Origin of the sequence: Frigidibacter sp., from assembly GCF_030695035.1 — a bacterium.
Lineage (GTDB): Bacteria > Pseudomonadota > Alphaproteobacteria > Rhodobacterales > Rhodobacteraceae > Frigidibacter.
Map to the genome: position 1 here is coordinate 87,231 of NZ_JAUYTT010000025.1, position 24,850 is coordinate 112,080.

The window sequence follows — 24,850 nt, forward strand, 5'->3', positions numbered from 1 at the left end:
GCCCCCGCGGGGGCAAGGCTCAGAACGTGGGCTTGGAACGGGGGGCTCAGAACGCCAGCCGCTCCAGCCGGTCGAACAGCGCGCCGATCCCGGCGGCATCGACATTGGCAAAGGCGATGCGCAGCTGCCGCGCGCCCGCCGGGTCTTCCGCGGGCATGAACATCGTGCCGGGCAGCAGCAGCACGCCCGCCTCGCGCACCAGCGCCTTGGCGAAGGCGGGCGAGGGCAGGGGGTGCGGATGCTCGACATAGGCGAAATAGGCGCCGCAGCCCAGAAGCCGCCAGCCCTCCAACCGGGCAAAGCCCTGCACCATCGCCGCCCGCCGCGCCAGAATTTCCAGCCGCTCGCCCGCGACCCAATCCCCCAGGTTCCGCATCCCCCACAGCGCCGCGATCTGGCCAAGCTGGCTGGGGCAGATGGCGACGGTATCAAGGAATTTCTCCACTTCGGTCAGCTGCGCGGCACTGGCGGTGATCGCGCCCACGCGGTGCCCCGTCAGCCGGTAGGCCTTGGAGAAGCTGTAAAGCTGGATCAGCGTGCCCGCCCAATCCGGATCGGTGAACAGGTCATGCGGCGCGCCGGTCCGGCTGTCGAAATCGCGATAGGTCTCATCCACGATCAACCCGAGCCCGCGCGCCTGCGCCAGATCGTAGAACCCGCGCAACACCTCCGCCGGATACTCCACCCCGCCCGGATTGTTCGGGCTCACCAGCACGATGGCCCGGGTGCGCGGCCCGATCAGCCGCGCGGCAGCCTCGGGGTCCGGGATCAGCCCATCGCCGGTCGCCAGCGGCACCGCCTTCACGCCCTGCATGTCCAGCCACATCTTGTGATTGAAATACCACGGCGTCGGCAGGATCACCTCATCGCCCGCGCCGGCCAGCGTCGACATCACCGCGCAGAACGCCTGATTGCAGCCCTGTGTGATCGCCACCTGATCGGGCGCCACCGAGCCGCCATAGGCGGCCGACCACTGCGCCGCCACCTCGGCCCGCAAGGCCGGCAGCCCCAGCACCGGCCCGTAGAGATGCGCCGCCGGATCGTCGAGCGCCGCCCGCGCGATCTCCTGCCGCAGTGCCAGCGGCGGCGGATCGACCGGCGCCGCCTGGCTGACATTGATCAGCGGCCGCCCTTCCGGAAACACCACCCCGTCCAGCCACCGCCGCGCCTCCATCACCGGAGGCAGGAACGTCGCTTCCATCGCGGGATTGAGAGGCATGGTCATCGCGGCGCGCCCTATTCTTCGTTTTGGCCCAAATATCCCGGGGGTGCGGGGGCTGGCCCCCGCTGCTGTCAGTCCGCCCCGCGAAACGGCTGCACATATTGCAGCGCCATATCCCAGGGGAAGAAGATCCAGGTGTCCTGGCTGACCTCGGTCACATAGGTATCGACCTGCCCGCGGCCCTGCGGCTTGGCATAGACCGTGGCGAAATGCGCCTTGGGGTAGAGGCTGCGCACCAGCTCCAGCGTCTTGCCGGTATCGACGAGGTCATCGACGATCAGGATGCCGGTGCCGTCGCCCATCAGATCGGCCTGCGGGCTCTTGGTGACCACCGCATCTTTCTGCGCCTGATGGCTGTAGCTCTTCACGCTGATCGTATCGACCACCCGGATATCCAGCTCGCGGCTTACGATCATCGCGGGCACCAGCCCGCCGCGGGTGATGCCGACCACGGCGCGCCAGGCCCCGCCATCGGGCCCGTGCCCGTCCAGCCGCCAGGCCAGCGCCCGCGCGTCGCGGTGGATCTGGTCCCAGCTGACGTGAAACCCTTTTTCGTGCGGCAGCCGGTCAGACATGGCTCTCAGACATGGGGTCTCTCCTCAGGTGGCGGCGATCTTCAGCCCCAGCAGGGCCAGAAGCCCGCCAAAGCTGCGGTCGATGATGGTCTTGAGGCTGATATACGCAGCCCGGCTGCGTTCAAGCGAGAAGATGCGCGCGACGCCGATGTTCCAGACGAATTCGTTGCCGAATACCACCGCCAGCAGCGCGGCATAGACCGCGGCGGGCGTGCCCTGCGGCACGGTGCCCAGGAAGATCGCCGAGAACACCACAGGCGCCTTGGGGTTGGCCAGTTGCGTGAAGAGCCCCAGCCGGAAGGCCGACAGCGCCGAGCGCGGCACCGGGCGGGCATCGGCAGTGATGAACGGCTTGTCCGCCTTGCGCCACAGCGCAACGCCCAGCCAGATCAGATAGCCGCCACCGGCGATCTTCAGCACCCAGAGCAGCGCAGGGGCCGCAGCAAAGACAAGGTTCAGCCCGAACATCGCCACTCCGGCCCAGAGCGCGGCGCCAGCGCCGATCCCGGCCGCCAGCAGCGCGCCGGTGCGGAACCCCTCGCTGAGGCCCGTCCGCGCCGCCATCAGCACCGCAGGGCCGGGCGACACCGCCGCCAGCAGCGACAGCATATAGAATGCGATGAAGCCCGCGAGTGTCATGGACTACGCTTCCTTGCGACCTGTCACCACGTCGATATCCGGAGCATCGACCGATTTCATGCCCACGACATGGTAGCCGGCGTCGACATGATGGGTCTCGCCGGTCACGCCGCTGCCAAGGTCCGACAGCAGATAGAGGGCAGATTTCCCGACCTCGTCCTGCGTCACGTTGCGCCGCAGCGGCGAGTTCAGCTCGTTCCACTTCAGGATATAGCGGAAATCGCCGATGCCGCTGGCCGCCAGCGTCTTGATCGGCCCGGCCGAGATGGCGTTGACGCGGATCCCGTCCTTGCCGAGGTCTTCGGCGAGGTATTTCACGCTCGCCTCCAGCGCGGCCTTGGCGACGCCCATAACATTGTAATGCGGCATCACCTTCTCGGCGCCGTAATAGGTGAGCGTCAGCAGGCTGCCGCCGGGGCCCATCATCGCGGCGGCGCGCTGGCACACGGCGGTGAAGGAATAAACCGAGATATCCATCGTCATCCGGAAATTCGCAGCGCTGGTATCGACATAGCGGCCGCGCAGCTCATTCTTGTCGGAAAAGCCGATGGCGTGGACCACGAAGTCGAGCGTGCCCCAGATCTCTTTCAGCCGGTCAAAGACCGCATCCAGCGAGGCGCCGTCCGACACGTCGCATTCGACAAGCTCGGTCACGCCGATCTCGGCCGCCAGCGGCTCCACCCGTTTGCGGAACGCATCGCCCTGATACGAGAATGCCAGCTCTGCGCCCTGTGCGGCGAGCGCCTTGGCGATTCCCCAGGCAATCGACTTGTCGTTGGCGAGGCCCATGATAAGCCCGCGCTTGCCTGCCATGAGGCCGTTTGACATTTCCCATCTCCCGCGCATCCTGCAGTGCGAGAGCTTTAGGCGATTGCCGGGCCTGCATCAAGGGCAGGCGCAAGCCCCGGGCATCCCGGCGCAAATCCATGAGGGGAAAAGTGACATGACCGACAGGACAGGGATCTTCGCGGGGGACGATCCGTTCCGCATCGCCCAGGACTGGCTGGCCGAGGCAGACCCTACCGAGCCGAACGATCCCAATGCGATTGCGTTGGCAACGGTGGATGCCGCCGGGCTGCCCAATGCGCGGATGGTGCTGCTGAAAGAGATTGAGCTGGCAGGGCCGCTTGGCGGGGCCTTTGTCTTGTACACCAATTACACCAGCGCCAAGGGGCAAGAGATCGAGGCCAGCGGCAAGGCCGCCTTCGTGATGCACTGGAAGTCGCTGCGCAGGCAGATCCGGGTGCGGGGGCTCACCAGCCGCGAGGAGGGGGCGCAGGCCGACGCCTACTATGCCTCGCGCTCCTTGAAGTCGCGCCTGGGTGCCTGGGCTTCGGCGCAATCGCAGCCATTGGACAGTCGCGGCACATTGATGGCGGAAGTTGCAAAGGTTACGCTTCGCGAAGGGCCATTGCCGAAACGGCCGCCCTTCTGGGGTGGTATCCGTATCGTCCCGCTTGAGATCGAATTTTGGGCGGATGGCGCATTTCGGCTGCATGACAGGTTCCGTTGGTCGCGCGCCACAGTTAAAGATGAATGGGAAATAGTGCGACTAAATCCCTGAAATTCGCGCTTCGTGAATGGCACAGGCATGGAATTCCATGCTTTGGGGGGTTGCAACCTGTTGGTCTGTTGTGACAACTCCGCCAAGGGGGCGAGCACACGGGGAGTGCGCAGCATGATGGACAGCGACGAGGATCAGACCCGGGTCGAGGGGCGTGTTAAGTGGTTCGACCCGAGTAAAGGGTTTGGTTTCATCGTCTCTGATGCCGGCGGTCCCGACATCTTGCTGCATGCCAATGTGCTGCGGAATTTCGGGCAAAGCTCGGTCGCGGATGGGGCGCGGATCACCGTTCTGATGCAGATGACCCAGCGGGGCGCGCAGGCGGTCGAGGTGGTGGAGATCGTGCCACCCGTCCATGAGGCCGGGACCCCGCTTGAGGATCTGGTCGACGGAGATATGGCCGAGCTGGCCACGCTGCCGATGCTTCCGGCCCGGGTGAAATGGTTCGACAAGGCCAAGGGATTTGGGTTTGCAAATGTCTTCGGCAAACCCGAGGATGTGTTCATTCATGTCGAGGTGCTGCGCCGGTCCGGCTTTGCCGATCTGGCCCCCGGCGAGGCGGTCTGCCTGCGGGTGGTCGATGGCAAACGCGGCCGGATGGCGGCGCAGGTTCTGTCATGGGAGAGTGCGATGCGGGCACAGGCCGAAGGTACAAGGCTGCAATGATCCGGGCTGGTCTTCTGGCGTTGGCGCTGTGCCTTCTGTCGCAAGGGGCCGCCGCAGCCTGTTCCGAGACGACGGCCGGCCTGCGCTGGCAAGGCGGCAGCACCACATTCACCGTCGAGATTGCCGATGATGCCGCCGAACGGGCGCAGGGGCTGATGTTCCGCGAAAGCCTCGATCCCGCCGCCGGGATGCTGTTTATCTATGAACGCCCTCAGCCGGCTGCCTTCTGGATGAAGAACACCCTGATCCCGCTGGATATCCTGTTCTTTGATGTCACAGGGCGGCTGACCGGCTTCCACGAAAATGCCGTGCCGCATGATGAAACCCCGCTGCCGGGCGGCAACGCCGTGGCGATGGTGCTGGAGATCCCGGGCGGGCGGGCGCGCGAGCTTGGCCTGTCGGGCGCGGTCGAGCTGCAGCATCCGCGGCTGCCAACGCCGGTCTGGCCCTGCGAGTGACGGGGCCGGGCGGGCATCGGGGGGGCTTCCCCTCGCCGCCGCGCCGCGCTAGGAGAGCAGCAGTCGGAGTGTAGCGCAGCCTGGTAGCGCATCTGGTTTGGGACCAGAGGGCCGGGGGTTCGAATCCCTCCACTCCGACCAATTCCCCCTACTGATGATCTGCCTTGCCCGACCCGGCGCCGGCACGCAAAATCCGGCTTTAACCCCGTCGGGGGATCGGGCACCCTCAGCGCGTCGCTGGCCGCAGGGAACCGCGCCGCCGCCCGGGCATTGCACAAGTAACCCCGGGTCCTGTCATCCCGCGCACGCAGCTATGGAGGCCCCGATGATCCGCATCCTCATTCCCGCCCTGCTGCTGGCAGCCTGCATGCCCTCTGCGCCGCCGCCCGATCCGGCGGGGGCGACGGTCTCGCATCTGGGCGTCGTCTACCTGATCGAGGCCACGGCCTATGGCTGGCAGCTTGAGAGCAAGGGCAAGCGCGTCGCCTGCCGGGCGCCGACGACCGACGATTGCTACTGGTCGCTCCGCAACCACCTGACGGCCGAGGCCCGGCTTGCTGATATCCCCTGACGGAACGCCAGGGCGGGCTCGCGAGTTGTGCCGGGCAGCAACCGAGGTGATGCCCATGTCCCGCCGAGATATCCCGAGCCCCGACTCGCCCCGCCCCGGCGGGATGCAGAATCCCGACTATGAGCGGCTGGACCAGCCCGGCAAGGCGCCGATGCCGGAGCCTGACACGGATGGTGATGTCGATGTACCGGGCCCGGGCGATGGCCCGCGCGGCCCCAAGGGCTGAGGCCCCGGCCGCCCGATTCCCTTCGCCCCCCTGCCGCATGTGACGGCCCGCGCATCAGCGGCGCATGCGCGTGCAATTTGTCGCGGCGCTGTGCCTTTCTGGCCACCACTGCAGCGGCGGCGGGCCTGTCCACAGGCGGCTGTGGATGCTTTTCATGCAAACTCTCAACTTCCCGCGCCAAGGGTGCGGGACTGCACGGGTTTTCCTCCACAGGGCAGTTTCGCGGGCCTTGTGCGTGAATCGCCCCGCCCGGCCCGGCCCACAGCGCCCCCCGCTGGTCAATGCAAAAGACCCCGCATCATGGTGAAAAAACCGGTTGCGAGACCGGCTATTTGGGGTCAGGTTGTGTTGACTGACCAAGTGCCCACCAGATGTTGTGGTGGTGTGGGACGGCAAAACAAACCGACGACATGGCCGATCGGGGGATACGGCCAAGCCTGCGCGGCATCGCGCGGGCAGCGGTCGGCTTGTGTTTGCCCAGCATCCGGGCCCCGGTCACGAGGCAAGCGGCGCCTGCGTAGCCGCGTGAACGTTGAACCATAAAAGACGACGGGGCAGACATGAAAATCGAACGCAAATTCACCGCCGCGGGCGCTGATGCCTATGCGGCGCTTTGCTTTACCACCACCGTTTCCGAAATCCGCAACCCGGACGGAACGGTCGTTTTCCGAAATGACAGCGTCGAGGTGCCGGCCGGATGGAGCCAGGTCGCCTCGGACGTGCTGGCGCAGAAGTACTTCCGCAAGGCCGGCGTGCCGGCGGTGCTGAAGAAGGTCCGCGAAAAGGGCGTGCCGGAGTTTCTGTGGCGGTCGGTCCCGGATGAGGACGCACTCGCGAAACTGCCGCAGGATCAACGCTTTACGGGCGAAACTTCAGGTAAACAGGTCTTCGATCGCCTGGCCGGCGCCTGGGCCTATTGGGGCTGGAAGGGCGGCTATTTCACCACCGAGGAAGACGCCCGTTCGTACTTCGACGAGATGCGCTTCATGCTTGCCGCGCAGATGGCCGCGCCGAACAGCCCGCAATGGTTCAACACCGGGCTGCATTGGGCCTATGGCATCGATGGGCCGAGCCAGGGGCATTACTATGTGGACTTCAAGACCGGCAAGCTGACCCGCTCGGAATCCGCCTATGAACACCCGCAGCCCCATGCCTGCTTCATCCAGTCGGTCCGCGACGATCTGGTCGGCGATGGCGGCATCATGGACCTGTGGGTGCGTGAGGCGCGGCTGTTCAAGTACGGCTCCGGCACCGGCACCAACTTCTCGTCCCTGCGCGGCGAGGGCGAGAAGCTGTCGGGGGGGGGCAAATCCTCGGGCCTGATGGGGTTCCTCAAGATCGGCGACCGGGCGGCGGGGGCGATCAAGTCGGGCGGCACCACGCGGCGCGCGGCCAAGATGGTGATCTGCGACATGGATCACCCCGATATCGAGGCGTTCATCAACTGGAAGGTCATCGAAGAGCAGAAGGTGGCCAGCCTCGTCGCCGGCTCCAAGATGCATGAACGCCAGCTGAACGAGATCTTCGCGGCAATCCGCGCCTGGGACGGCGCCAGCGAGGATGCGGTCGATCCGGCCAAGAACCCCGGGCTGAAGGCGGCGATCCGCGCGGCCAAGAAGGTGTCGATCCCGGAGACCTATGTGAACCGGGTGCTGCAATATGCGCGGCAGGGCTTCACCTCGATCGAGTTCCCGACCTATGACACCGACTGGGATTCCGAGGCCTATATCTCTGTCTCGGGCCAGAACTCCAACAACTCGGTCCGCGTCACCGACAGCTTCCTGAAGGCGGTCCGCGACGATGCCCCGTGGGAGCTGATCCGCCGCACCGATGGCAAGGTCGCCAAGACCGTCGGCGCGCGCGAGCTGTGGGACCAGATCGGCCATGCCGCCTGGGCCTGCGCCGATCCGGGCATCCAGTTCCACGACACGGTCAATGCCTGGCACACATGCCCGGAAGACGGGGCGATCCGCGGGTCGAACCCCTGCTCGGAATACATGTTCCTGGATGATACCGCCTGCAACCTGGCGTCGATGAACCTGCTGACCTTCCAGAAGGGTGGCCGCTTCGACGCCGAAGCCTATGTACATGCCTCGCGCCTCTGGACCGTGACGCTCGAAATCTCTGTCGCCATGGCGCAGTTCCCGTCGAAGGAGATCGCGCAGCGCAGCTATGATTACCGCACGCTGGGGCTGGGATACGCGAATATCGGCGGCCTGCTGATGACCATGGGCCTTGGCTATGACAGCGCCGAGGGCCGGGCGCTGTGCGGCGCGCTGACGGCGGTGATGACGGGTGTGGCCTATGCCACCTCGGCCGAGATGGCGGCGGAACTGGGGCCGTTCCCGGGCTTTGCCCGCAACTCCGCCCATATGCTGCGGGTGATCCGCAACCACCGCGCGGCGGCCTATGCCAAGATCACCGGATATGAGGGCGTCAACGTCAATCCGGTGCCGCTGGATCACGCGAACTGTCCCGACCAAGGGCTTGTGGCGCTTGCCAAATCCGCTTGGGACGAGGCGCTGGCCCTTGGCGAGGCGCATGGCTACCGCAACGCGCAGGCGACGGTGATCGCGCCGACCGGCACCATTGGCCTCGTGATGGATTGCGACACCACGGGCATCGAGCCGGACTTCGCGCTGGTGAAGTTCAAGAAGCTGGCGGGGGGTGGCTATTTCAAGATCATCAACCGTTCGGTCCCGGCGGCGCTGGATGCGATGGGCTATTCCTCGGCCCAGATCGAGGAGATGATTGCCTATGCCGTCGGCCATGCCAGCCTTGGGAACTGCCCCGGCATCAACCACACCTCGCTGATCGGCCACGGGTTTGGCGCGGCGGAGTTGCAGAAGATCGAGGCGGCGCTGCCCTCGGCCTTCGACATCCGCTTCGTGTTCAACCAATGGACGCTGGGGGAGGATTTCTGCACCAAGACGCTGGGGATCCCGGCCGACAAGCTGAACGATCCCAGCTTCGACATGCTGCGCCACCTTGGCTTCACCAAGGCGCAGATCGACGCGGCGAACGATCATATCTGCGGCACCATGACGCTGGAAGGCGCGCCCTTCCTGAAGCCGCAGCACCAGTCGGTCTTCGACTGCGCCAATCCCTGCGGCAAGAAGGGCAAGCGTTATCTGGGCGTGGACAGCCATATCTACATGATGGCGGCGGCGCAGTCCTTCATCTCGGGCGCGATTTCCAAGACCATCAACATGGCCAACACCGCGACCATCGAGGATTGCCAGAAGGCCTATGAACTCAGCTGGTCGCTGGGGATCAAGGCCAACGCGCTGTATCGTGACGGATCGAAACTGTCGCAGCCGCTGGCCTCGGCGCTGGTCGAGGATGACGAGGAGGCCGAGGAAATCCTCGCCACCGGCACGCCGACCGAGAAGGCGCAGGTGATTGCCGAGAAGATCGTGGAAAAGATCATCGTCAAGGAGATCATCCGCAGCCACCGCGAAAAGCTGCCCGACCGGCGCAAGGGCTATACCCAGAAAGCCGTGGTCGGCGGCCACAAGGTCTATCTGCGCACCGGCGAGTACAAGGACGGCCAGCTTGGCGAGATCTTCATCGACATGCACAAGGAGGGCGCTGGCTTCCGCGCGATGATGAACAACTTCGCCATCGCGGTTTCGGTGGGCCTGCAATATGGCGTGCCGCTGGAAGAGTTCGTGGATGCCTTCACCTTCACCAAGTTCGAACCGGCCGGCATGGTGCAGGGCAACGAGGCGATCAAGTCGGCGACCTCGATCCTCGACTATGTGTTCCGTGAGCTGGCGGTGTCCTATCTCGACCGCACCGATCTGGCGCATGTGGCCCCGAAGGGCGCGAGCTTCGATGATCTGGGCGGCGGCAGCTATGAGGGGGCGGTGAACGTGGCGCCGGTCTCGGAAAGCGCGGCGTCGAAATCGCTGGAGGTGCTGCGGCAGATCTCGTCCACCGGCTATCTGCGCAAGCGGCTTCCGCAAGAACTGGTGGTGCTGCAGGGCGGGATCAGCGGCGCGACGGCCTTTGCCGGCGGCGTCGACGCGATGGAGGCGCTGACGACGCTGGTGCCGGAAATCGCGCGGGCGGCGGGGGGCGGGGCCACGGCGATTTCGTCGGGCACCGTCAGCATCGACGCGCGCACCCGGGCCCGGCTGCAGGGCTATGAGGGCGAGGCCTGCGGTGAGTGCGGCAATTACACGCTGGTGCGCAACGGCACCTGCATGAAGTGCAACACCTGCGGCGGCACCAGCGGCTGTAGCTGAGGCATGGCAGGCGGGGGCCCCATGGCCCTCGCCGCAACAAAAGGACGGCGCGCATGACCCTTTACGGCATTCCCACCTGCGACACCTGCCGCAAGGCGCTGGCCGCCCTGCGCGCGGCGGGGCTGGAGCCGGTGTTCCGCGATGTGCGCGCCGATCCGCTGTCACAGGCCGAGATCGCGCAGATCGTCGATGAGTTCGGCACCCGCGCCATCAACCGCACCTCGCCGACCTTCCGCAGCTTCAACGCCTTCCTGCGCGAGTCGGAGCCCGAGGCGCAGATGGCGGCGCAGCCGACGGTGATGAAGCGCCCGGTGATCGAGCATGAAGGGCGCTGGTTCCTGGGCTGGGACGCGGACGTGCAGGCGGCGCTGCTGCCGCAGGCGGGGTGACGGGACCCGGGTTGAAGCCGGGGGCAGGGGTGCTATCCTCTGGGGGACGTCCCTTGCAGGAGACCCGAAGATGATCCGTGCTACCGTTCTGTCCGCCGTTGCGGCGCTTGCCCTTGCAGCTCCGGCCCTCGCCCAGACCGACCAGCCCAAGCGGGTGTCCTTCCCGCCGCAGCTGATGCCCTATGTCTACCGGGTGCTGTCCTATACCGAGGACCGCTATGCCGTGCAGGTGAAGACCGGCTTCGTCGGCCCGGCCGAGGCGGCGCGGGCGATCCAGCCGCTCTGCGCGAACCGCGCCAAGGCGGTGGTCGGCTACAAGCCGGCGACGGTGGTGATCGGCGGGTCGGGCAGCAGCGCGATGACGGCGCTGTCCTATTCGGTGCGCTGCCGCTGAACGCGAGAACGGCCCGCGCGGGCGGGCCGTGTCAGGTCTTGATGTGGAAGCGTCAGAGCAGCTTCAGATCGCTGGCCGATGCCCGACCGTCGCGGCCAGATTGCAGTTCATAGGCGATCTTCTGGTTGTCGTTCAACCCCTGCAGCCCGGCGCGTTCCACGGCCGAGATGTGGACGAAGACGTCCTGGCCGCCGCCATCGGGGGCGATGAAGCCGAAGCCCTTTGTCGCGTTGAACCATTTCACGGTGCCGGTGGCCATCCCGTCTCTCCTTAGATCGTAATTCCCGAGGCGGTATTGCCCGGGCCGTGCAGTCAGGTCTTTCAGGTCGTCCGGCTGCCCCGTTGCAGGGAGGCGGTAGAAAGTCTGCGATCACGCAGCAAAATTCATGCGAGATTCGCGCGAAAAATCAAGATGCAATAAGGCCCGCCCGGGATGGGGCGGGCCTGTGGGGCAGGGCGTTGGCCGAGATCAGCGCAGGTCGGGCGGCGTCGCCTCGGTGACCAGTTGCGCCAGAACATCGTCCAGCGAGAGCGTTTCGCTGCGGGTCTCGCCCAGGCGGCGCATCGACACGCTGCGCTCTTCCACCTCTTTCATGCCGATGGCGAGGATCACCGGCACCTTGCCAAGGCTGTGCTCGCGCACCTTGTAGTTGATCTTCTCGTTGCGCGTATCGGCCTCTGCGCGCAGGCCGCGGGCGGTCAGCGCCGCGGCGACTTCCTTCACATAGGCATCGGCATCCGACACGATGGAGGCAACGACGATCTGCCGCGGTGCGAGCCACAACGGCAGCTTGCCGGCGTAGTTCTCGATCAGGATGCCGATGAACCGCTCGAAACTGCCCAAGATCGCCCGGTGCAGCATATAGGGCCGGTGCCGCGCGCCATCTTCGCCGACATATTCGGCGCCAAGGCGGGTGGGCAGGTTCGGGTCCACCTGGAAGGTGCCGCATTGCCACTTGCGGCCGATGGCATCGGTCAGCTTGAAGTCGAGCTTGGGCCCGTAGAAGGCGCCTTCGCCGGGGTCCAGCTCATATTCCGCGCCTGCCTTGCGGATGGCGTTCTCCAGCGCGCCCTCGACCTTGTCCCAGGCCTCGTCCGAGCCGATGCGCACTTCGGGGCGGGTCGAGAACTTGATCTCGAAGCCTTCGAAGCCGAGGTCCTTGTAAACCGAGGAGAGCAGCTTGATGAAATCGGCGCATTCCGCCTCGATCTGGTCTTCGGTGCAGAAGATATGGGCATCGTCCTGCGTGAAGCCGCGCACCCGCATCAGCCCATGCATCGAGCCCGAGGATTCGTAGCGGTGGCACGATCCGAACTCTGCCAGCCGCAGCGGCAGGTCGCGGTAGGACTTCAGGCCCTGATTGTAGATCTGCACATGGCAGGGGCAGTTCATCGGCTTCAGCGCATTGATGCGCTTCTCGCGCGCGCCTTCCTCGTCCACTTCCACCAGGAACATGTTCTCGCGATAGGCTTCCCAGTGGCCCGACTTCTCCCACAGGATACGGTCCACCACCTGCGGCGTCCGGATCTCGCGGTAGCCCGCGCTGCGCTGGCGGCGGCGCATGTAATCTTCCAGAGTGCGGTAGATCGACCAGCCATTCGGGTGCCAGAACACCATGCCGGGCGCTTCTTCCTGCAGATGGAACAGCTCCATCTCGCGCCCCAGCTTGCGGTGGTCGCGCTTGGCGGCCTCTTCCAGCAGCGTGAGGTAGGCCTTCAGATCCTCGCGGTTGCGGAAGGCGACGCCCGAGATGCGTTGCAGCATCGGCCGGCTGGCATCGCCGAACCAGTAGGCGCCCGCGACGGCCATCAGCTTGAACGCGTCGGGGGGCAGCTGCCCGGTATGCTGAAGATGCGGGCCGCGGCAGAGGTCCTGCCACTCGCCATGCCAGTACATGCGGATCGGCGCGTCGGCCGGGATGCGGTCGATCAGCTCCAGCTTGTAGGGCTCGCCGCGATCTTCGTAATAGGCGATGGCGCGGCCCCGGTCCCAGATCTCTGTGCGGATCGGATCACGCAAGTTGATGATCTCGCGCATCTTCTTCTCGATGGCGCCAAGGTCTTCGGGGGTGAAGGGTTCGGCGCGGTCGAAATCGTAGAACCAGCCATGTTCGGTGACCGGGCCAATGGTGACCTTCACCTCGGGCCAGATCTCCTGCACGGCGCGGGCCATGACATGGGCGAGGTCATGGCGGATCAGCTCCAGCGCCGGGGCTTCGTCCTTCAGCGTGTGCAGGGCGATGGCGGCGTCGGTGGTGATCGGCCAGGCCAGATCCCAATGCGCGCCATCGACGCTGGCAGAGATGGAGGCCTTGGCAAGGCTGGGCGCGATGGAGGCGGCAACCTCGGCAGGCGTGACGCCCGCGGGGTAGCTCCGCACATTGCCATCGGGAAAGGTCAGGGAAATCTGGGCCATCTAAGGCACTCCTCGTCGGTTTGGCGCCCACGGAACGCCCGATTGCGGGTTATGATGCGGCCTTCTATTCCCGTTTCCGGGGCCGCTGTCAACGCGGCGGCGATGCGGCAGTTGCACCCGTGCCCCGGCCGGGTAGGATGGTAAAAAAGAGCGGAGCAGCACCCATGCCGGATTTCCTGATCACCCCCGAGGGGCGGCGCATCGCCTATCAGCGCAGCTTGGGCAAAGGCCCGGGGGTGGTGTTTCTGGGCGGCTTCCGGTCGGACATGACCGGCACCAAGGCGCAGGCGCTGGAGGACTGGGCGCTCGCCGAGGGGCGGGCCTTCCTGCGCTTCGACTATTCTGGGCACGGGCAGTCGTCGGGCGATTTCCTGGACGGGGCGATTGGCGATTGGGCTGCCGATGCGCTGGCGGCGATCACGGCACTGACGACGGGGCCGCAGGTGCTGGTCGGCTCCTCTATGGGCGGCTGGATCTCCTTGCTGTGCTGCAAGGCTTTGGGGGCCCGGGTGGCCGGGCTGGTGACCATTGCCGCCGCGCCGGATTTCACCGAGGATGCGATGTGGGCCGGGTTCTCGCCTGCGCAGCGGGTGCAGCTGATCGAAGCGGGGCGGGTGGAGCTGCCGTCGGAGTATTCGGACGGCCCCTATGTCATCACCCGGCGGCTGATCGAGGAGGGGCGGGACCAGCTGGTGCTGCGCAGCCCGTTGGAGCTGCCGTTCCCGGTGCGGCTCCTGCAGGGCACGGCGGATGTGGATGTGCCGATGGCGACGGCGCTGCGACTGCTGGACCATGCGCAGGGCCCCGACATCCGGCTGACGCTGGTCAAGGGCGCCGATCACCGCTTTTCCAGCCCTGACTGCCTCGCGCTGATCGAGGCGGCGGTGGCGGATGTGCTGGCGCGGGGGGCCGCCTGATGGATGTGCGGCAGGTCGGCAAATGGCTGGGCCGGGTGATCGTGTTCGGCGGGGCCGCTGTCGCGGCGGTTGCGCTGTTTGCGCCGCGCGAGCCGGCGCCGCTGGTGCCGCGCTTCGACATGGCCGAGGTGCCGGGTCCGATGTTGATCGAGGCCTGGCTGGCCGGGCGCGAGGGCGAGGTGCCGGATATCGTGCCGGGGCTGGAGAAGCGGGTGGTCTGGGCCGGGAGGGCCGGGCAGGCGACGCCGGTGTCGCTGGTCTATCTGCACGGGTTCTCGGCCAGCTCCGAAGAGATTCGCCCGGTGCCGGATCTGGTGGCGGAAAGCCTTGGCGCGAACCTGTTCTACACAAGGCTTGCGGGGCATGGCCGCGGCGGCGCGGCGATGGCCGAGCCTGACGTGCAGGACTGGATCGACGATCTGGCCGAGGCGGTGGCGATTGGCGGCGTGCTGGGGGAGCGGGTCTATCTGATCGGTACCTCGACCGGCGGGACGCTGGCGGCGGTGGCGGCGAATGACCGCGAACTATCGCAGCGGATCGCGGGGGTGGTGCTGGTCTCGCCGAATTTCGGGCTGAACCATCGCTTTGCCGGGCTGCTGACCTGGCCGCTGGCGCGGTATTGGGTGCCGCTTGTGCTGGGGGCGGAGGTCGGCTTCACCCCGCTGAACGAGGCGCATGGGGCGTTCTGGACCACGCGCTATCCGGCGCAGGCGGTGATGCCGATGGCGGCGCTGACCAAGGCGGCCGCGGCGCTGGATTACTTCACCGTTGCCACGCCGTCGCTGTTCGTGTTCTCGCCCGAGGACAGTGTGATCTCGGTCCCGGCGATCCGTCAGGTGTCGGGTCAATGGGGCGGGCCGATGGTCAGCGTGGAGCGGACGATGGGCGAGGGGGACGATCCCTACGCCCATGTCATCGCCGGGGATGCGCTGAGCCCGGGGCAAACGGCCGAGACCGCGCGGATCATTGCCGAGTGGATTGGTGAACGTTGATGGGCTTGCGGTATTACGGCATCCTCGCCCGAACCTCGGGGCAGTTGTCGCCTGAAACTTGCACAAATGCGATAGTGGGCGGAACGCGATGATCGGTCCGACCCCGCCAACCTCTGGCCCCGAGCCGCTGCTGCTGATCCCCGGGTTGATGATGGATGCCCGCGCCTACTGGCACCAGATCATCACCATCTCGTCCTCACGCCCCGTGCAGGTGGCGAGCCTCGGCGCCCTGCCTTCGGTCGAGGAGATGGCCCGCGCCGTGCTGGAGCATGCGCCGCCGCGCTTTGCCGTGGCCGGGCACTGGCTGGGCGCGCTGGTGGCGATGGAGATCCTGAAGCGCGCGCCGGAACGGGTGACGCGGATCGCGCTGATGGATGTGAACCCGCTGCCCGAAAACCCGCAGGTCGCCGCCGCGCGCGAGCCGCGGCTGGTCGGCGCGCGCGCCGGGCGGCTGGCGGAGATGATGCTGCAGGAGGTGCCAGCGAGCACCTTAGCACCGGGGCCGGGGCTGATCGAGGTGCAGGCAATCGTGCAGGACATGGCCGATGCGATGGGGGTGGACGCCTATCTTGCGCAGTCGCGCGCGCTGGTGCGGCGCCCCGACCATCAGCGCACCCTGCGCACCGCGCGGCTGCCGGCGCTGGTGCTGTGCGGCGAGCATGACACACTCTGCCCGGTGCGGCGGCATGAGTTCCTCGCGGAACTGATGCCCCATGCAAGGTTCGAGCTGATCCGCAATGCCGGCCACCTGCCGATGCTCGAACAGCCCGAGGCGGTGACGGCGGCCCTACTGGGCTGGCTCACGGCCCCGCTGCTGCTGCGCTAGGCAAAAGGGCCGCCCCAAAGGACGGCCCCTTTCACAACGTGCCCGCAGATCAGACCGCGCGGATCACCGGCTTGGACTTCATCGGCGCACCGTTGTCGGCATTGTCGTCGATGAACTGCAACACCAGCGGCCGGATATTGTCGCGCCAGGACTTGCCGGCGAAGATGCCGTAATGGCCGGCGCCCGGTTCCAGATGGCTGGCCTTCTTGCTGTCCGGCAGGCCGGTGCAGAGGGCAAGCGCCGCAAGGCACTGGCCGGGGGCGGAGATATCGTCCTTCTCACCCTCGACGGTTTTCACCGCCACTTGGGTGATCTTGCCGATATCGACCTGCTTGTCGCCGACGGTGAAGACGTTGCGCGCGATGACGCGGCGCTTGAACACCCGTTCGACGGTGGACAGGTAGAACTCGGCGGTCATGTCCATGACGGCAAGATATTCGTCATAGAAGCGGTTGTGATGATCATGGTCGCCCGCCTCGCCCTTCGACGCGCGCATGATCTGGTCGGTGAAGGCTTGCCCGTGCCGTTCGGCATTCATCGAGATGAACGAGTGCAGCTGCAGCAGGCCCGGATAGACCTTTCGCCCGGCGCCGCGATACTTGAAGCCGACGCGCTGGATCATCGACTGCTCCAGCTGGCCCATCGTCACCCGGCGGCCAAAGTCCGTCACATCGGTGGCGGCGGCGTCGGGGTCGATCGGCCCGCCGATCAGCGTCAGGGTGCGGGGCTGCGCCTCTGGCTCCTGCTCGGCCAGATAGGCGGTGGCGGCGAGGGTCAGGGGGGCGGGCTGGCAGACCGCGATGACGTTGATATCGGGGCCGAGGAACTTCATGAAGTCCACGAGGTAGAGCGTGTAATCCTCGATATCGAACTTGCCTTCGGACACCGGGATGTCGCGGGCATTGTGCCAGTCGGTCACATAGACTTCGCAATCGGGCAGAAGGCTGGCGACGGTCGAGCGCAGCAGTGTGGCATAGTGTCCCGACATCGGGGCCACAAGGAACACCCGGCGTGGTTTGGGCGGGCGGCCGGCGGCCTTGAAGTGGATCAGGTTGCCGAAGGGCTTGGTGACCAGCGTCTCGACCGTAATGATATGGTCGCGCCCGTCATCGCCCACCACGCTGCGGATGCCCCAGTCGGGCTTGGCAACCATCCGGGCAAAGCTGCGCTCGGTAACCTCGCCCCAGGCCGAGACCATGTTAAAGAACGGATGCGGCGTAAGGCCGAAAGCCGGGTAGGAAGCCATGGCACGCGCGGTGGCGCCAAGCCACTCATTCGTGTTCCTCGCAGTCTCCATCAGATCGTAAGTCAGCATGCCCTTCATCGCGTCTCCTTGCCGGGGCCCCCGGACTACTCGAACAGATTCGTCGCTTTCCCCCCCAGTGCCGCGACGTTATGGTACGAAGGCGGAGGATAGGGAGGAAAGACTAACATGACAACAGCGGAGGAGGCTGCCCTGCGGGTCCGCGAGGCGGAGGCCCGACAGCGCGAAAAGTTGGAAGAAAACCTGCAGAAGGTCGAGGCGCTGACCCAGCGTCTGACCAAGGCGCTGACCCAGAAACGGCCGGCCAATCCGGCGCTGGAAGGCCCGGGGCAGGAGCTGTTCATGAAGGCCGGCGCCGCCTATATGGCCGAGGTGATGGAGCATCCCGAGCGGATCCTGGAGCATCAGGTGGCTTATTGGGGCAAGGCGCTGAAGCATTACGTCGATGCGCAGCAGACGCTGGCCAAGGGTAAGCTGGTCGCGCCCGCCGATCCGGGGCCCAAGGATCGCCGCTTTGCCAACCCGCTGTGGGACACGCATCCCTGGTTCAACTTCCTCAAGCAGCAATACCTGATCTCGGCAGAGGCGGTGCAGACCGCGGTAGCGGGGCTCGACCATCTGGAGGACCGCGACCGCCGGCGGATCGAGTATTTCACCAAGCAGATCGTCGACATGATGTCGCCGACTAACTTCCTGGCGACGAACCCCGATGCGCTGGAGCGCGCGGTGGCGACCGACGGGCAGAGCCTGGTAGACGGGATGGAAAACCTCGTGCGCGATATCGAGGCGAGCCACGGCGACCTGCTGATCACGCTGGCCGACAAGAATGCCTTCCGCGTTGGCGAGAATATCGGCACCAGCCCCGGGTCTGTCGTCTGGCGCAATGAACTGTTCGAGCTGATCCAATATGCCCCGACGACCGACAAGGTGCACCGCATCCCGCTGATCATCTTCCCGCCCTGGATCAACAAGTTCTACATCCTCGACATGAAGCCGTCGAACAGCATGGTGAAATGGATTGTCGATCAGGGCTTCACGCTGTTCGTGGTCAGCTGGAAGAACCCCGATGCCAGCTATGCCGGCAAGGGCATGGATGACTATGTGCAGGATGGCTACCTGGCTGCCATCGAGCAGGTGAAGGCAATCACCGGGCAGAAGAAGGTCAATGCCGTCGGCTATTGCATCGCCGGCACCACGCTGACGCTGACGCTGGGGCTGATGGACAAGCGTGGCGACAAGTCGGTGAACGCGGCCACCTTCTTCACCACGCTGACCGACTTTTCCGACCAGGGAGAGTTCATCCCGTTCCTTGACGATGATTTCGTGGATGGGATCGAGACGCAGGTGGCGCAGGACGGGGTGCTGTCGAAATACTTCATGAACCGCACCTTCTCGTTCCTGCGGTCGAACGACCTGATCTATCAGCCGGCGATCCGCAGCTACATGATGGGCGAGGCGCCGCCCGCGTTCGACCTGCTGTTCTGGAACGGCGATGGCACCAACCTGCCGGCCAAGATGGCGGTGCAGTATCTGCGGCTGCTGTGCCAGCAGGACCGGCTGGCGACGGCGGGCTTCCCGGTGCTGGGAGAGGTGGTGCGGCTGTCCGACATGAAGGTGCCGCTCTGTGCCATCGCCTGTGAGACTGACCATATCGCCGCCTGGCAGGCCAGCTTTGCCGGGATTCGGCAGATGGCGTCCAAGGACAAAACCTTCATCCTGACCGAGTCGGGCCATATCGCAGGCATCGTCAATCCGCCGGGCCGCGACAAATATGGGCACTATGTCAGCGATGGCCCGGTCGAGGGCGAACCGGCCGACTGGAAAGCCGCAGCGCGGTTTGAGCGGGGCAGCTGGTGGCCGCATTGGGGGGCATGGTTGGCTGGCAAATCGGGTGCGATGGTGTCGGCGCGGCAGCCCGGCGGGCCGGATCACCCGGTTCTTGCGCCGGCGCCGGGCACCTATGTGAGTGAGGTGGTGGAGGTCTGAACGGGCCCGGTTGGGGCAGTTTTCGGCCTGACCCGGTACAATATGTCGCACCCGACGCAAAAACGTCGCAAAAATTTCTTCTGCAGCGCAGCATTTGTACTTGCAATGCTGCGCTGCAGCATTTATCTTCATCGTGACGCAAACAGGCTAACCACACGATCGAGGAGCACTTCAGATGCAAAAACCCCAAGATTTCACCAAAGTCATCCAAGACATGATGTCGTCCTTCCCGGTCGACGGTTCTGCTCTGCAGGACGCTTTCAAGACCCAGGCTGCCATGACCGAGAAAATGGCCAAGGTCGCCCTGGAAGCCGCCGAGAAATCGACCGAGATTTCCTCGCGCTGGACCAAAGACACCATCGCCAAGATCGGCGCCCTGGCCAAAGCCAAGGACGAGCCGACCGAATACACCAAGGCGATGACCGATTTCGCGTCGTCGGCTGCCGAAATGGCCGCCGAGCACATGGCTGCCTTCGCTGAAGTGGCGAAGAAAGTGCAGATGGAAACCGTCGAACTGATGATGGCCGCTGGCAAGGACTTCTCCGAGGACGCAAGCGCCGCCGTGAAGAAGGCCACCGCCGAGGCGACCACCGCTGCGAAGAAGGCCACTTCGACCGCTGCGAAGTAATCAGGCAAGAAGACCCGGCGCCAGCGACCTCCTCCCTGCTGGCGCGGGGCCCTGGGGCAGACTTCGGTCTGCCCCTTTTTCGTTATGCGCGGCAGACTTCGGTCTGCCCTTTTTCGTTATGCGCGCCGGATTTTCCCCGGTCGCCTGCAGATGAGCGAGGCCGGGACGTTCTTTTCGTTTGTATTTTGCTGCGCTGCTTGCGTAATCTTTCCGCAGTGCAAAAAGTTACAGATGGGGAGGTGGACGTGGCCGACGAAGTGAAAAAGCCGCTGCTGATCAAGCGCTATGCCAGCCGCAGGCTCTACAACACCGAGACCAGCGATTACGTCACCCTCGAGGACATTGCCTCGTTCATCCGCGACGGGCGCGAGGTGCAGATCATCGATCTGAAATCGGGTGACGACCTGACCCGCCAGTATCTGCTGCAGATCGTGGCCGAACATGAAAGCCGCGGCGAAAGCGTGCTGCCGGTGGATGTGCTGACCGACCTCGTGCGCAGCTACACCACGCAGGCGCAAAGCGTTGTGCCGCAGTTCCTCGCGATGTCGTTCGAGATGCTGCGCGAGAGCCAGTCGAAGATGATGGAAAACCTGTCGAACTTTCCGAGCCCGATGGCGACGATGCCGGGCTTCGACGCGCTGACCCGCCAGCAGCAGGCCTTCCTGAAAACCATGATGGGCGGCTGGAGCGGCGCATCCTCGGGTCCCGAACCCGAGACCGATGCGCCGGCCCGCACCGGCGAGAAGGAAGAGCTGGCGCAGATCAAGAAGCAGCTCGCCGATCTGCAATCCAAGCTGTCCAAGCTCTGACGCTTTCGTCCCGCCGTTCAGGGAGGAAAGGCGGGACATGGGAAAGGGGGCCGGTTGCGGCCCCCTTTCTTGTCTCTGGCGACCGGACCGGCGGAGGGGTCAGGCGACTTCGGCGAAGACCTTCTTCAGCGCAGCCCCCAGCTTGTCGAACATCTCGTCCATCTGCGCTTCGGTCATGATGAAGGGCGGGCAGAGCACGATGGCCTGCCCCAGCGGCCGGCAGATCAGCCCGTGATCGGTGCAGGTATTGGCGATGCGCTCAGAGACCGAGAGCGAGCCGTCGAAGGGCGTCTTGGTGGCCTTGTCCTTGACCGCCTCCAGCGCACCCATCAGGCCCTTGCCGCGCCATTCGCCGATATTGGGGTTCTCGGCCAGATAGGCCATCCCCGCCTCGAACTTCGGGGTCAGGGCGCGAACGTTCTCGGCCAGCCCCTCGTTCATCACCACGTCGATGGCCTTCAGTGCGATGGCGCAGCCGACCGGGTGGCCCGAGGCGGTGAAGCCATGCGGGAACTCCTCGATGGCTTCCGCCGCCGCCTGCATCCGGTCCGCAAGGTCCGGCCCCAGGATCACCGCGCCCATCGGGAAGAAGCCCGCGGTGATGTTCTTGGAGCTGATGATCGCGTCGGGCATGAAGTCATAGGTCTCGCAACCCCAGGTATTGCCGGTACGCCCGAAGCCGGTGATGACCTCATCGGCGATCAGCGGGATGCCGTAGCGCTTCAGCACCACCTGCACCGCCTGGAAATAGCCCTTGGACGGCGGGATCACCCCGCCCGCGCCCATCACCGGCTCGGCGAAGAAGCCCGCGATGGTGTCGGGGCCTTCCATGATGATCCGCGCTTCCAGCTCTGCCGCCATGCGGGCGGTGAACTGCTCCTCGGTCTCGCCATCGCGGCCAAAGCGCCAGTAATGCGGGCAGCCGACATGGATGAAGCCGGGCAGGGGCAGCCCGAAGACCGAATTGTAGGGCTTGCCGGTCATGCTGGCGGAGACGGCCGTCACGCCGTGATAGCTGTTCACGCGGGTGATGATCTTGCGGCGCTGCGGCTTGCCCTCGGCGCCAGCCAGGAACCACAGCATCTTGACCATCGTGTCATTCGCTTCGGAGCCGGAGTTGGTGTAGAACACCCGGCCCTTCTCGAAAGGCGAGACCTCGATCAGCTTCTCGGACAGCATCACCGTCTGGTCCGACATTCGGCCAAAGAAGGCGTGATAGCCGGGGAAGCGGTCATATTGCGCCTTGGCGGCGGCGATCAGGCCGGGGTGATCGAAGCCGGCGACCATGTTCCACAGGCCCGAATTGGCATCGAGATAGCGGCGGCCGTGGACGTCGATGACATAGGGCCCCTCGCCATGGGTCAGCACCACCGCGCCGCGCTCGTGGACCGAGGGCAGGTCGGTGAACCCGTAAAGCGAGGAATTGTCGGCGCGGGATTCCCAGCTGTTCGGCGTATCGTCGCGCATGATCATCATCCTTTATGTACATGTCGTGTTGGGTGCCACGCTATCTGGAGCGCGGGCGGCGTTCAACACCCAGCCAGCAGGACTTGCGCGGAATGGCCGGGCGGGCGGGCGAAGTGACGGTTGGCCGGGCACGCCGTCCGCCATTTTGTCGTGGGCAGCGGATTGATCGGGCGGGACAAGGCCCCGATTGCACGCGCCAACGTTTGCCCCTAGCGTCGCAGCAACCGGCCCGGTCGGGCGAACCCGCAAAGGACGCGCGCATGGTCGAAACGCAAGGTCGCGTCACGCTCTGGGCCATCGAGGTGTTCCTTGTCACCGCGGAAGAGGGCGCCATTTCGGCGGCCGCGCGCCGGCTGGGGGCCAGCCCCTCCAGCATCAGCCAGCAGCTGACGGGCCTTGAGGCGGCGCTTGGGGCGGAGCTTCTGGACCGCTCCACCCGGCCCGTGGCGCTGACCCCGGCAGGCGAGATCTTCCGCCGCCATGCGCAGGCCATCCTCAACGAACTTACTCAGGCGCGCACCAGCCTTGGCCTCGCCGACCTGTCGCGGCTGACCTCGTTCCGGCTGGGGATGATCGAGGATTTCGACGCCGAGGTGACGCCGCGGCTGCTGTCGGGCATGGCGGCGGACCTTCACGGCTGGCAGTTCCTGCTGGAAACCGGCGCGAGCCATTGGCTGCTGGACCAGCTTGACGCCCGCGCGCTCGACATTGTGGTGGCCGCCGATATGGGCGCCTCGGCCGAGTGGATGGAGGTGCATCCGCTGCTGACCGAGCCCTTCGTGGCGGCGGTGCCCAAGCGGATGGCGGGGGCGGGGCTGGCGGAACTCTCCGCTCTGCCGCTGATCCAGTACACCGCGCGGCACCATATGGGCCGGCAGATCGCGGCGCATCTGGCGCGGCAGAACCTGCGCCTGTCGCACCGGTTCGAGCTGGACAGCTATCACGCGATCATGGCGATGGTGGCCGAGGGGGCGGGCTGGACGATCCTCACGCCGCTGGGGTTCCTGCATGCCAAGCGCTTCCGCACCGAGGCCGAGATGCTGCCGCTGCCCTTCGAGCCGCTGACCCGAACCATTTCACTCTCCGCCCGCCGGGGCGTGCTGCAGGACATGCCGGCCCGGGTTGCGGGCCGGCTGCGGCCCCTGCTGGCCGAGATGATCGTGGCGCCGGCGGTGGAGCGCTACCCCTGGCTCGCCGCCGACTTGCGGGTGCTGCCGGGGTAAGGTCTGCGCTCTTGGCAGGCGTGCGGGGGGCCTTCTGCCCCCCGCGCCCCCCGAGGATATTTGGAAAAGGCAAAGGGGGCGGGGTTGGCCTTGCTTGTCAGTCCGCGTGCACCGCGGCGGCGGCGTCGATCAGGGCGTCCGCGATGAAGTCCAGCTCCGGCCGCGTCAGCCGCGCCGGCAGGCGCACGTCGCAGGCGCGCATCAGCATGGCGCGGGTCTGCGGCAGTTCGGGCAGGTCGTCCAGGAACTGCCAGTTCCAGAAGGCGCGGGCGTTGTTCTCGCTGAGCCCGAAGACCTGGACCGAGATGCCGCGGGCCTTGGCGGCGTCCTGAAAGGCCAGCGCCTTGGCGTCGGTGTCGAACCCGACGAGGTTGAACTGGATGGAATCCGGGGCGCGGGTTTCCTGCGGCAGCGCCGGAGGCACCGACAGCCAGGGCGAAGTGTTCAGCCGCTCTGCCACATGGTCATGCCCCGCGCGGCCGTTCCGCACCCGCCGGTCCAACTCGCCGAGTTGCGGGCGGATGACGGCGGCCGAAAGGTTCTGCATCCGGGTGTTGTAAAGCGGAAGACGGTTCTGCCAGAGGTGATAGCTGTTCTGCAGGCCGGGATGCTTCTTCCAGTTCGCCTCGTAGGCGCCGGACATGATCACCGCGCGGGCGGCAATCTCGGGGTCATCCGTGACCATGATCCCGCCTTCGCCGGCATTGATCATCTTGTAGGACTGGAAGCTGAAGCAGCCGACCTTGCCGATGGTGCCGATCGGGCGGCCGTTCCACAGGGTGCCAAGCGAATGCGCCGCATCCTCGATCACCGGAATGCCGCGGGCATCGCAGAGCGCCATGATACCGTCCATGTCGGAGGTGTGGCCGCGCATATGGCTGATCAGCACCGCGGCGATGGTGTCATCAAGCTTGGCCTCGAAATCGGCCATGTCGATGCGGTAGTTCTGACCGACCTCGACCAGCACCGGCACGCAATCGGCATGGACCACGGCGGATGGCACGGCGGCGAAGGTGAAGGCCGGGATCAGCACCCTTGCGCCGCGGGGCAGGTCCAGCGCCTTCAGCGTCAGGAACAGCGCGGCGGAGCAGGAGGCGACGGCGAGCGCATAGCGGCTGCCGAGCATCGCGGCGAACTCTGCCTCCAGCAGCGCGACGGGGGCGCCTTCGGGGGCGGTGTAGCGGAAGAGGTCACCCGATTGCAGCAGCCGGTCGATCTCGACCCGGGCCGCCTCGGGGATTGGCTCGGCATCATAGACATTTGGCGCATGGGCTGCGGAGGCAAGGATAGCTGCGGAGGGGCGGGCGGGGGTCTCAAGCACGGCAAGTGCCTGTCCGTCATGGGCCATGTTCGGCTTTCCTGAAAAGT

General features: G+C 65.8%; 24 protein-coding genes and 1 tRNA gene. 16 read left to right on the forward strand and 9 right to left on the reverse strand.

The window, feature by feature from the left end:
- Positions 1-46 precede the first annotated feature (46 nt).
- From Q8S30_RS20365 to fabI, 4 genes are all read right to left on the reverse strand, one after another.
- Positions 47-1,225 carry an aminotransferase gene (locus tag Q8S30_RS20365; protein ID WP_305667855.1) on the reverse strand — a complete coding sequence of 393 codons (1,179 nt, stop codon included), beginning with the start codon at positions 1,223-1,225 and terminating at the stop codon, positions 47-49.
- Between the two features lie 68 nt (positions 1,226-1,293).
- The gene (gene gpt / locus Q8S30_RS20370) at positions 1,294-1,797 is read right to left on the reverse strand and encodes a xanthine phosphoribosyltransferase (protein ID WP_305667856.1); all 504 of its coding nucleotides are present in this window, start codon (positions 1,795-1,797) and stop codon (positions 1,294-1,296) included.
- Positions 1,798-1,821: 24 nt separating this feature from the next.
- A complete protein-coding gene (locus tag Q8S30_RS20375; protein ID WP_305667857.1) occupies positions 1,822-2,436 on the reverse strand; it encodes a LysE family translocator in 615 nt (204 codons plus the stop codon).
- A 3-nt stretch (positions 2,437-2,439) separates the two neighbouring features.
- The gene (gene fabI, locus Q8S30_RS20380) at positions 2,440-3,264 is read right to left on the reverse strand and encodes an enoyl-ACP reductase FabI (RefSeq protein ID WP_305667858.1); all 825 of its coding nucleotides are present in this window, start codon (positions 3,262-3,264) and stop codon (positions 2,440-2,442) included.
- Positions 3,265-3,379: 115 nt separating this feature from the next.
- On the opposite strand from fabI, the gene pdxH reads away from it, so the two are divergent.
- From pdxH to Q8S30_RS20425, 9 genes are all read left to right on the forward strand, one after another.
- Positions 3,380-4,000, forward strand: a complete 621-nt coding sequence (pdxH, locus tag Q8S30_RS20385; RefSeq protein ID WP_305667859.1) for a pyridoxamine 5'-phosphate oxidase — start codon at positions 3,380-3,382, stop codon at positions 3,998-4,000.
- Positions 4,001-4,114: 114 nt separating this feature from the next.
- Entirely contained in the window at positions 4,115-4,666 is a 552-nt protein-coding gene (locus Q8S30_RS20390; RefSeq protein ID WP_371135568.1) for a cold-shock protein, read from the forward strand.
- Positions 4,663-5,124, forward strand: a complete 462-nt coding sequence (locus Q8S30_RS20395; RefSeq protein WP_305667860.1) for a DUF192 domain-containing protein — start codon at positions 4,663-4,665, stop codon at positions 5,122-5,124. Before Q8S30_RS20390 ends, Q8S30_RS20395 begins: the two co-directional genes overlap by 4 nt.
- Before the next feature lie 64 nt (positions 5,125-5,188).
- Positions 5,189-5,265 (forward strand) — tRNA-Pro (locus tag Q8S30_RS20400).
- Positions 5,266-5,449: 184 nt separating this feature from the next.
- Entirely contained in the window at positions 5,450-5,695 is a 246-nt protein-coding gene (locus Q8S30_RS20405; RefSeq protein WP_305667861.1) for a hypothetical protein, read from the forward strand.
- 55 nt (positions 5,696-5,750) lie between these two features.
- Positions 5,751-5,921 carry a hypothetical protein gene (locus Q8S30_RS20410; protein ID WP_305667862.1) on the forward strand — a complete coding sequence of 57 codons (171 nt, stop codon included), beginning with the start codon at positions 5,751-5,753 and terminating at the stop codon, positions 5,919-5,921.
- A 560-nt stretch (positions 5,922-6,481) separates the two neighbouring features.
- Positions 6,482-10,171, forward strand: a complete 3,690-nt coding sequence (locus Q8S30_RS20415; protein ID WP_305667863.1) for a vitamin B12-dependent ribonucleotide reductase — start codon at positions 6,482-6,484, stop codon at positions 10,169-10,171.
- Between the two features lie 53 nt (positions 10,172-10,224).
- The gene (locus Q8S30_RS20420) at positions 10,225-10,560 is read left to right on the forward strand and encodes an arsenate reductase family protein (protein ID WP_305667864.1); all 336 of its coding nucleotides are present in this window, start codon (positions 10,225-10,227) and stop codon (positions 10,558-10,560) included.
- Positions 10,561-10,630: 70 nt separating this feature from the next.
- Positions 10,631-10,954: a hypothetical protein gene (locus Q8S30_RS20425; RefSeq protein WP_305667865.1), complete on the forward strand. Its 324-nt coding sequence runs from the start codon at positions 10,631-10,633 to the stop codon at positions 10,952-10,954.
- A gap of 52 nt (positions 10,955-11,006) precedes the next feature.
- On the opposite strand, the gene Q8S30_RS20430 is transcribed toward Q8S30_RS20425, so the two are convergent.
- Positions 11,007-11,213, reverse strand: coding sequence for a cold-shock protein (locus Q8S30_RS20430; protein ID WP_161346994.1), 207 nt, complete (start codon positions 11,211-11,213; stop codon positions 11,007-11,009).
- A gap of 210 nt (positions 11,214-11,423) precedes the next feature.
- Complete coding sequence (gene thrS / locus Q8S30_RS20435) at positions 11,424-13,370, reverse strand: threonine--tRNA ligase (RefSeq protein ID WP_305667866.1); 1,947 nt, start codon at positions 13,368-13,370, stop codon at positions 11,424-11,426.
- A 164-nt stretch (positions 13,371-13,534) separates the two neighbouring features.
- On the opposite strand from thrS, the gene Q8S30_RS20440 reads away from it, so the two are divergent.
- The 3 genes from Q8S30_RS20440 to Q8S30_RS20450 all read left to right on the forward strand — a co-directional run bounded on the left by Q8S30_RS20440 (position 13,535) and on the right by Q8S30_RS20450 (position 16,105).
- Positions 13,535-14,287, forward strand: coding sequence for an alpha/beta fold hydrolase (locus Q8S30_RS20440; RefSeq protein WP_305667867.1), 753 nt, complete (start codon positions 13,535-13,537; stop codon positions 14,285-14,287).
- A complete protein-coding gene (locus tag Q8S30_RS20445) occupies positions 14,287-15,279 on the forward strand; it encodes a carboxylesterase (protein WP_305667868.1) in 993 nt (330 codons plus the stop codon). Before Q8S30_RS20440 ends, Q8S30_RS20445 begins: the two co-directional genes overlap by 1 nt.
- A gap of 88 nt (positions 15,280-15,367) precedes the next feature.
- Positions 15,368-16,105 carry an alpha/beta fold hydrolase gene (locus tag Q8S30_RS20450; protein WP_305667869.1) on the forward strand — a complete coding sequence of 246 codons (738 nt, stop codon included), beginning with the start codon at positions 15,368-15,370 and terminating at the stop codon, positions 16,103-16,105.
- Between the two features lie 49 nt (positions 16,106-16,154).
- On the opposite strand, the gene phaZ is transcribed toward Q8S30_RS20450, so the two are convergent.
- Positions 16,155-17,429 carry a polyhydroxyalkanoate depolymerase gene (gene phaZ, locus Q8S30_RS20455; protein WP_305667870.1) on the reverse strand — a complete coding sequence of 425 codons (1,275 nt, stop codon included), beginning with the start codon at positions 17,427-17,429 and terminating at the stop codon, positions 16,155-16,157.
- Positions 17,430-17,537: 108 nt separating this feature from the next.
- Here phaZ and phaC point away from each other — a divergent pair, with 108 nt between their 5' ends.
- From phaC to phaR, 3 genes are all read left to right on the forward strand, one after another.
- Positions 17,538-19,355, forward strand: a complete 1,818-nt coding sequence (phaC, locus tag Q8S30_RS20460) for a class I poly(R)-hydroxyalkanoic acid synthase (RefSeq protein ID WP_305667871.1) — start codon at positions 17,538-17,540, stop codon at positions 19,353-19,355.
- A 175-nt stretch (positions 19,356-19,530) separates the two neighbouring features.
- Positions 19,531-19,983 carry a phasin family protein gene (locus Q8S30_RS20465; protein ID WP_305667872.1) on the forward strand — a complete coding sequence of 151 codons (453 nt, stop codon included), beginning with the start codon at positions 19,531-19,533 and terminating at the stop codon, positions 19,981-19,983.
- Positions 19,984-20,228: 245 nt separating this feature from the next.
- Positions 20,229-20,792, forward strand: a complete 564-nt coding sequence (gene phaR, locus Q8S30_RS20470; RefSeq protein WP_305667873.1) for a polyhydroxyalkanoate synthesis repressor PhaR — start codon at positions 20,229-20,231, stop codon at positions 20,790-20,792.
- Between the two features lie 99 nt (positions 20,793-20,891).
- Here the strand turns inward: phaR and Q8S30_RS20475 are convergent, their stop codons facing one another.
- Positions 20,892-22,259: an aminotransferase gene (locus Q8S30_RS20475; RefSeq protein ID WP_305667874.1), complete on the reverse strand. Its 1,368-nt coding sequence runs from the start codon at positions 22,257-22,259 to the stop codon at positions 20,892-20,894.
- A 260-nt stretch (positions 22,260-22,519) separates the two neighbouring features.
- On the opposite strand from Q8S30_RS20475, the gene Q8S30_RS20480 reads away from it, so the two are divergent.
- Entirely contained in the window at positions 22,520-23,482 is a 963-nt protein-coding gene (locus Q8S30_RS20480) for a LysR family transcriptional regulator (protein WP_305667875.1), read from the forward strand.
- A 97-nt stretch (positions 23,483-23,579) separates the two neighbouring features.
- Here Q8S30_RS20480 and Q8S30_RS20485 read toward each other — a convergent pair whose 3' ends face one another.
- On the reverse strand, positions 23,580-24,830 hold the full coding sequence (locus tag Q8S30_RS20485; protein WP_305667876.1) for a DegT/DnrJ/EryC1/StrS aminotransferase family protein: 1,251 nt from the start codon (positions 24,828-24,830) through the stop codon (positions 23,580-23,582).
- Between the last annotated feature and the right edge of the window lie 20 nt (positions 24,831-24,850).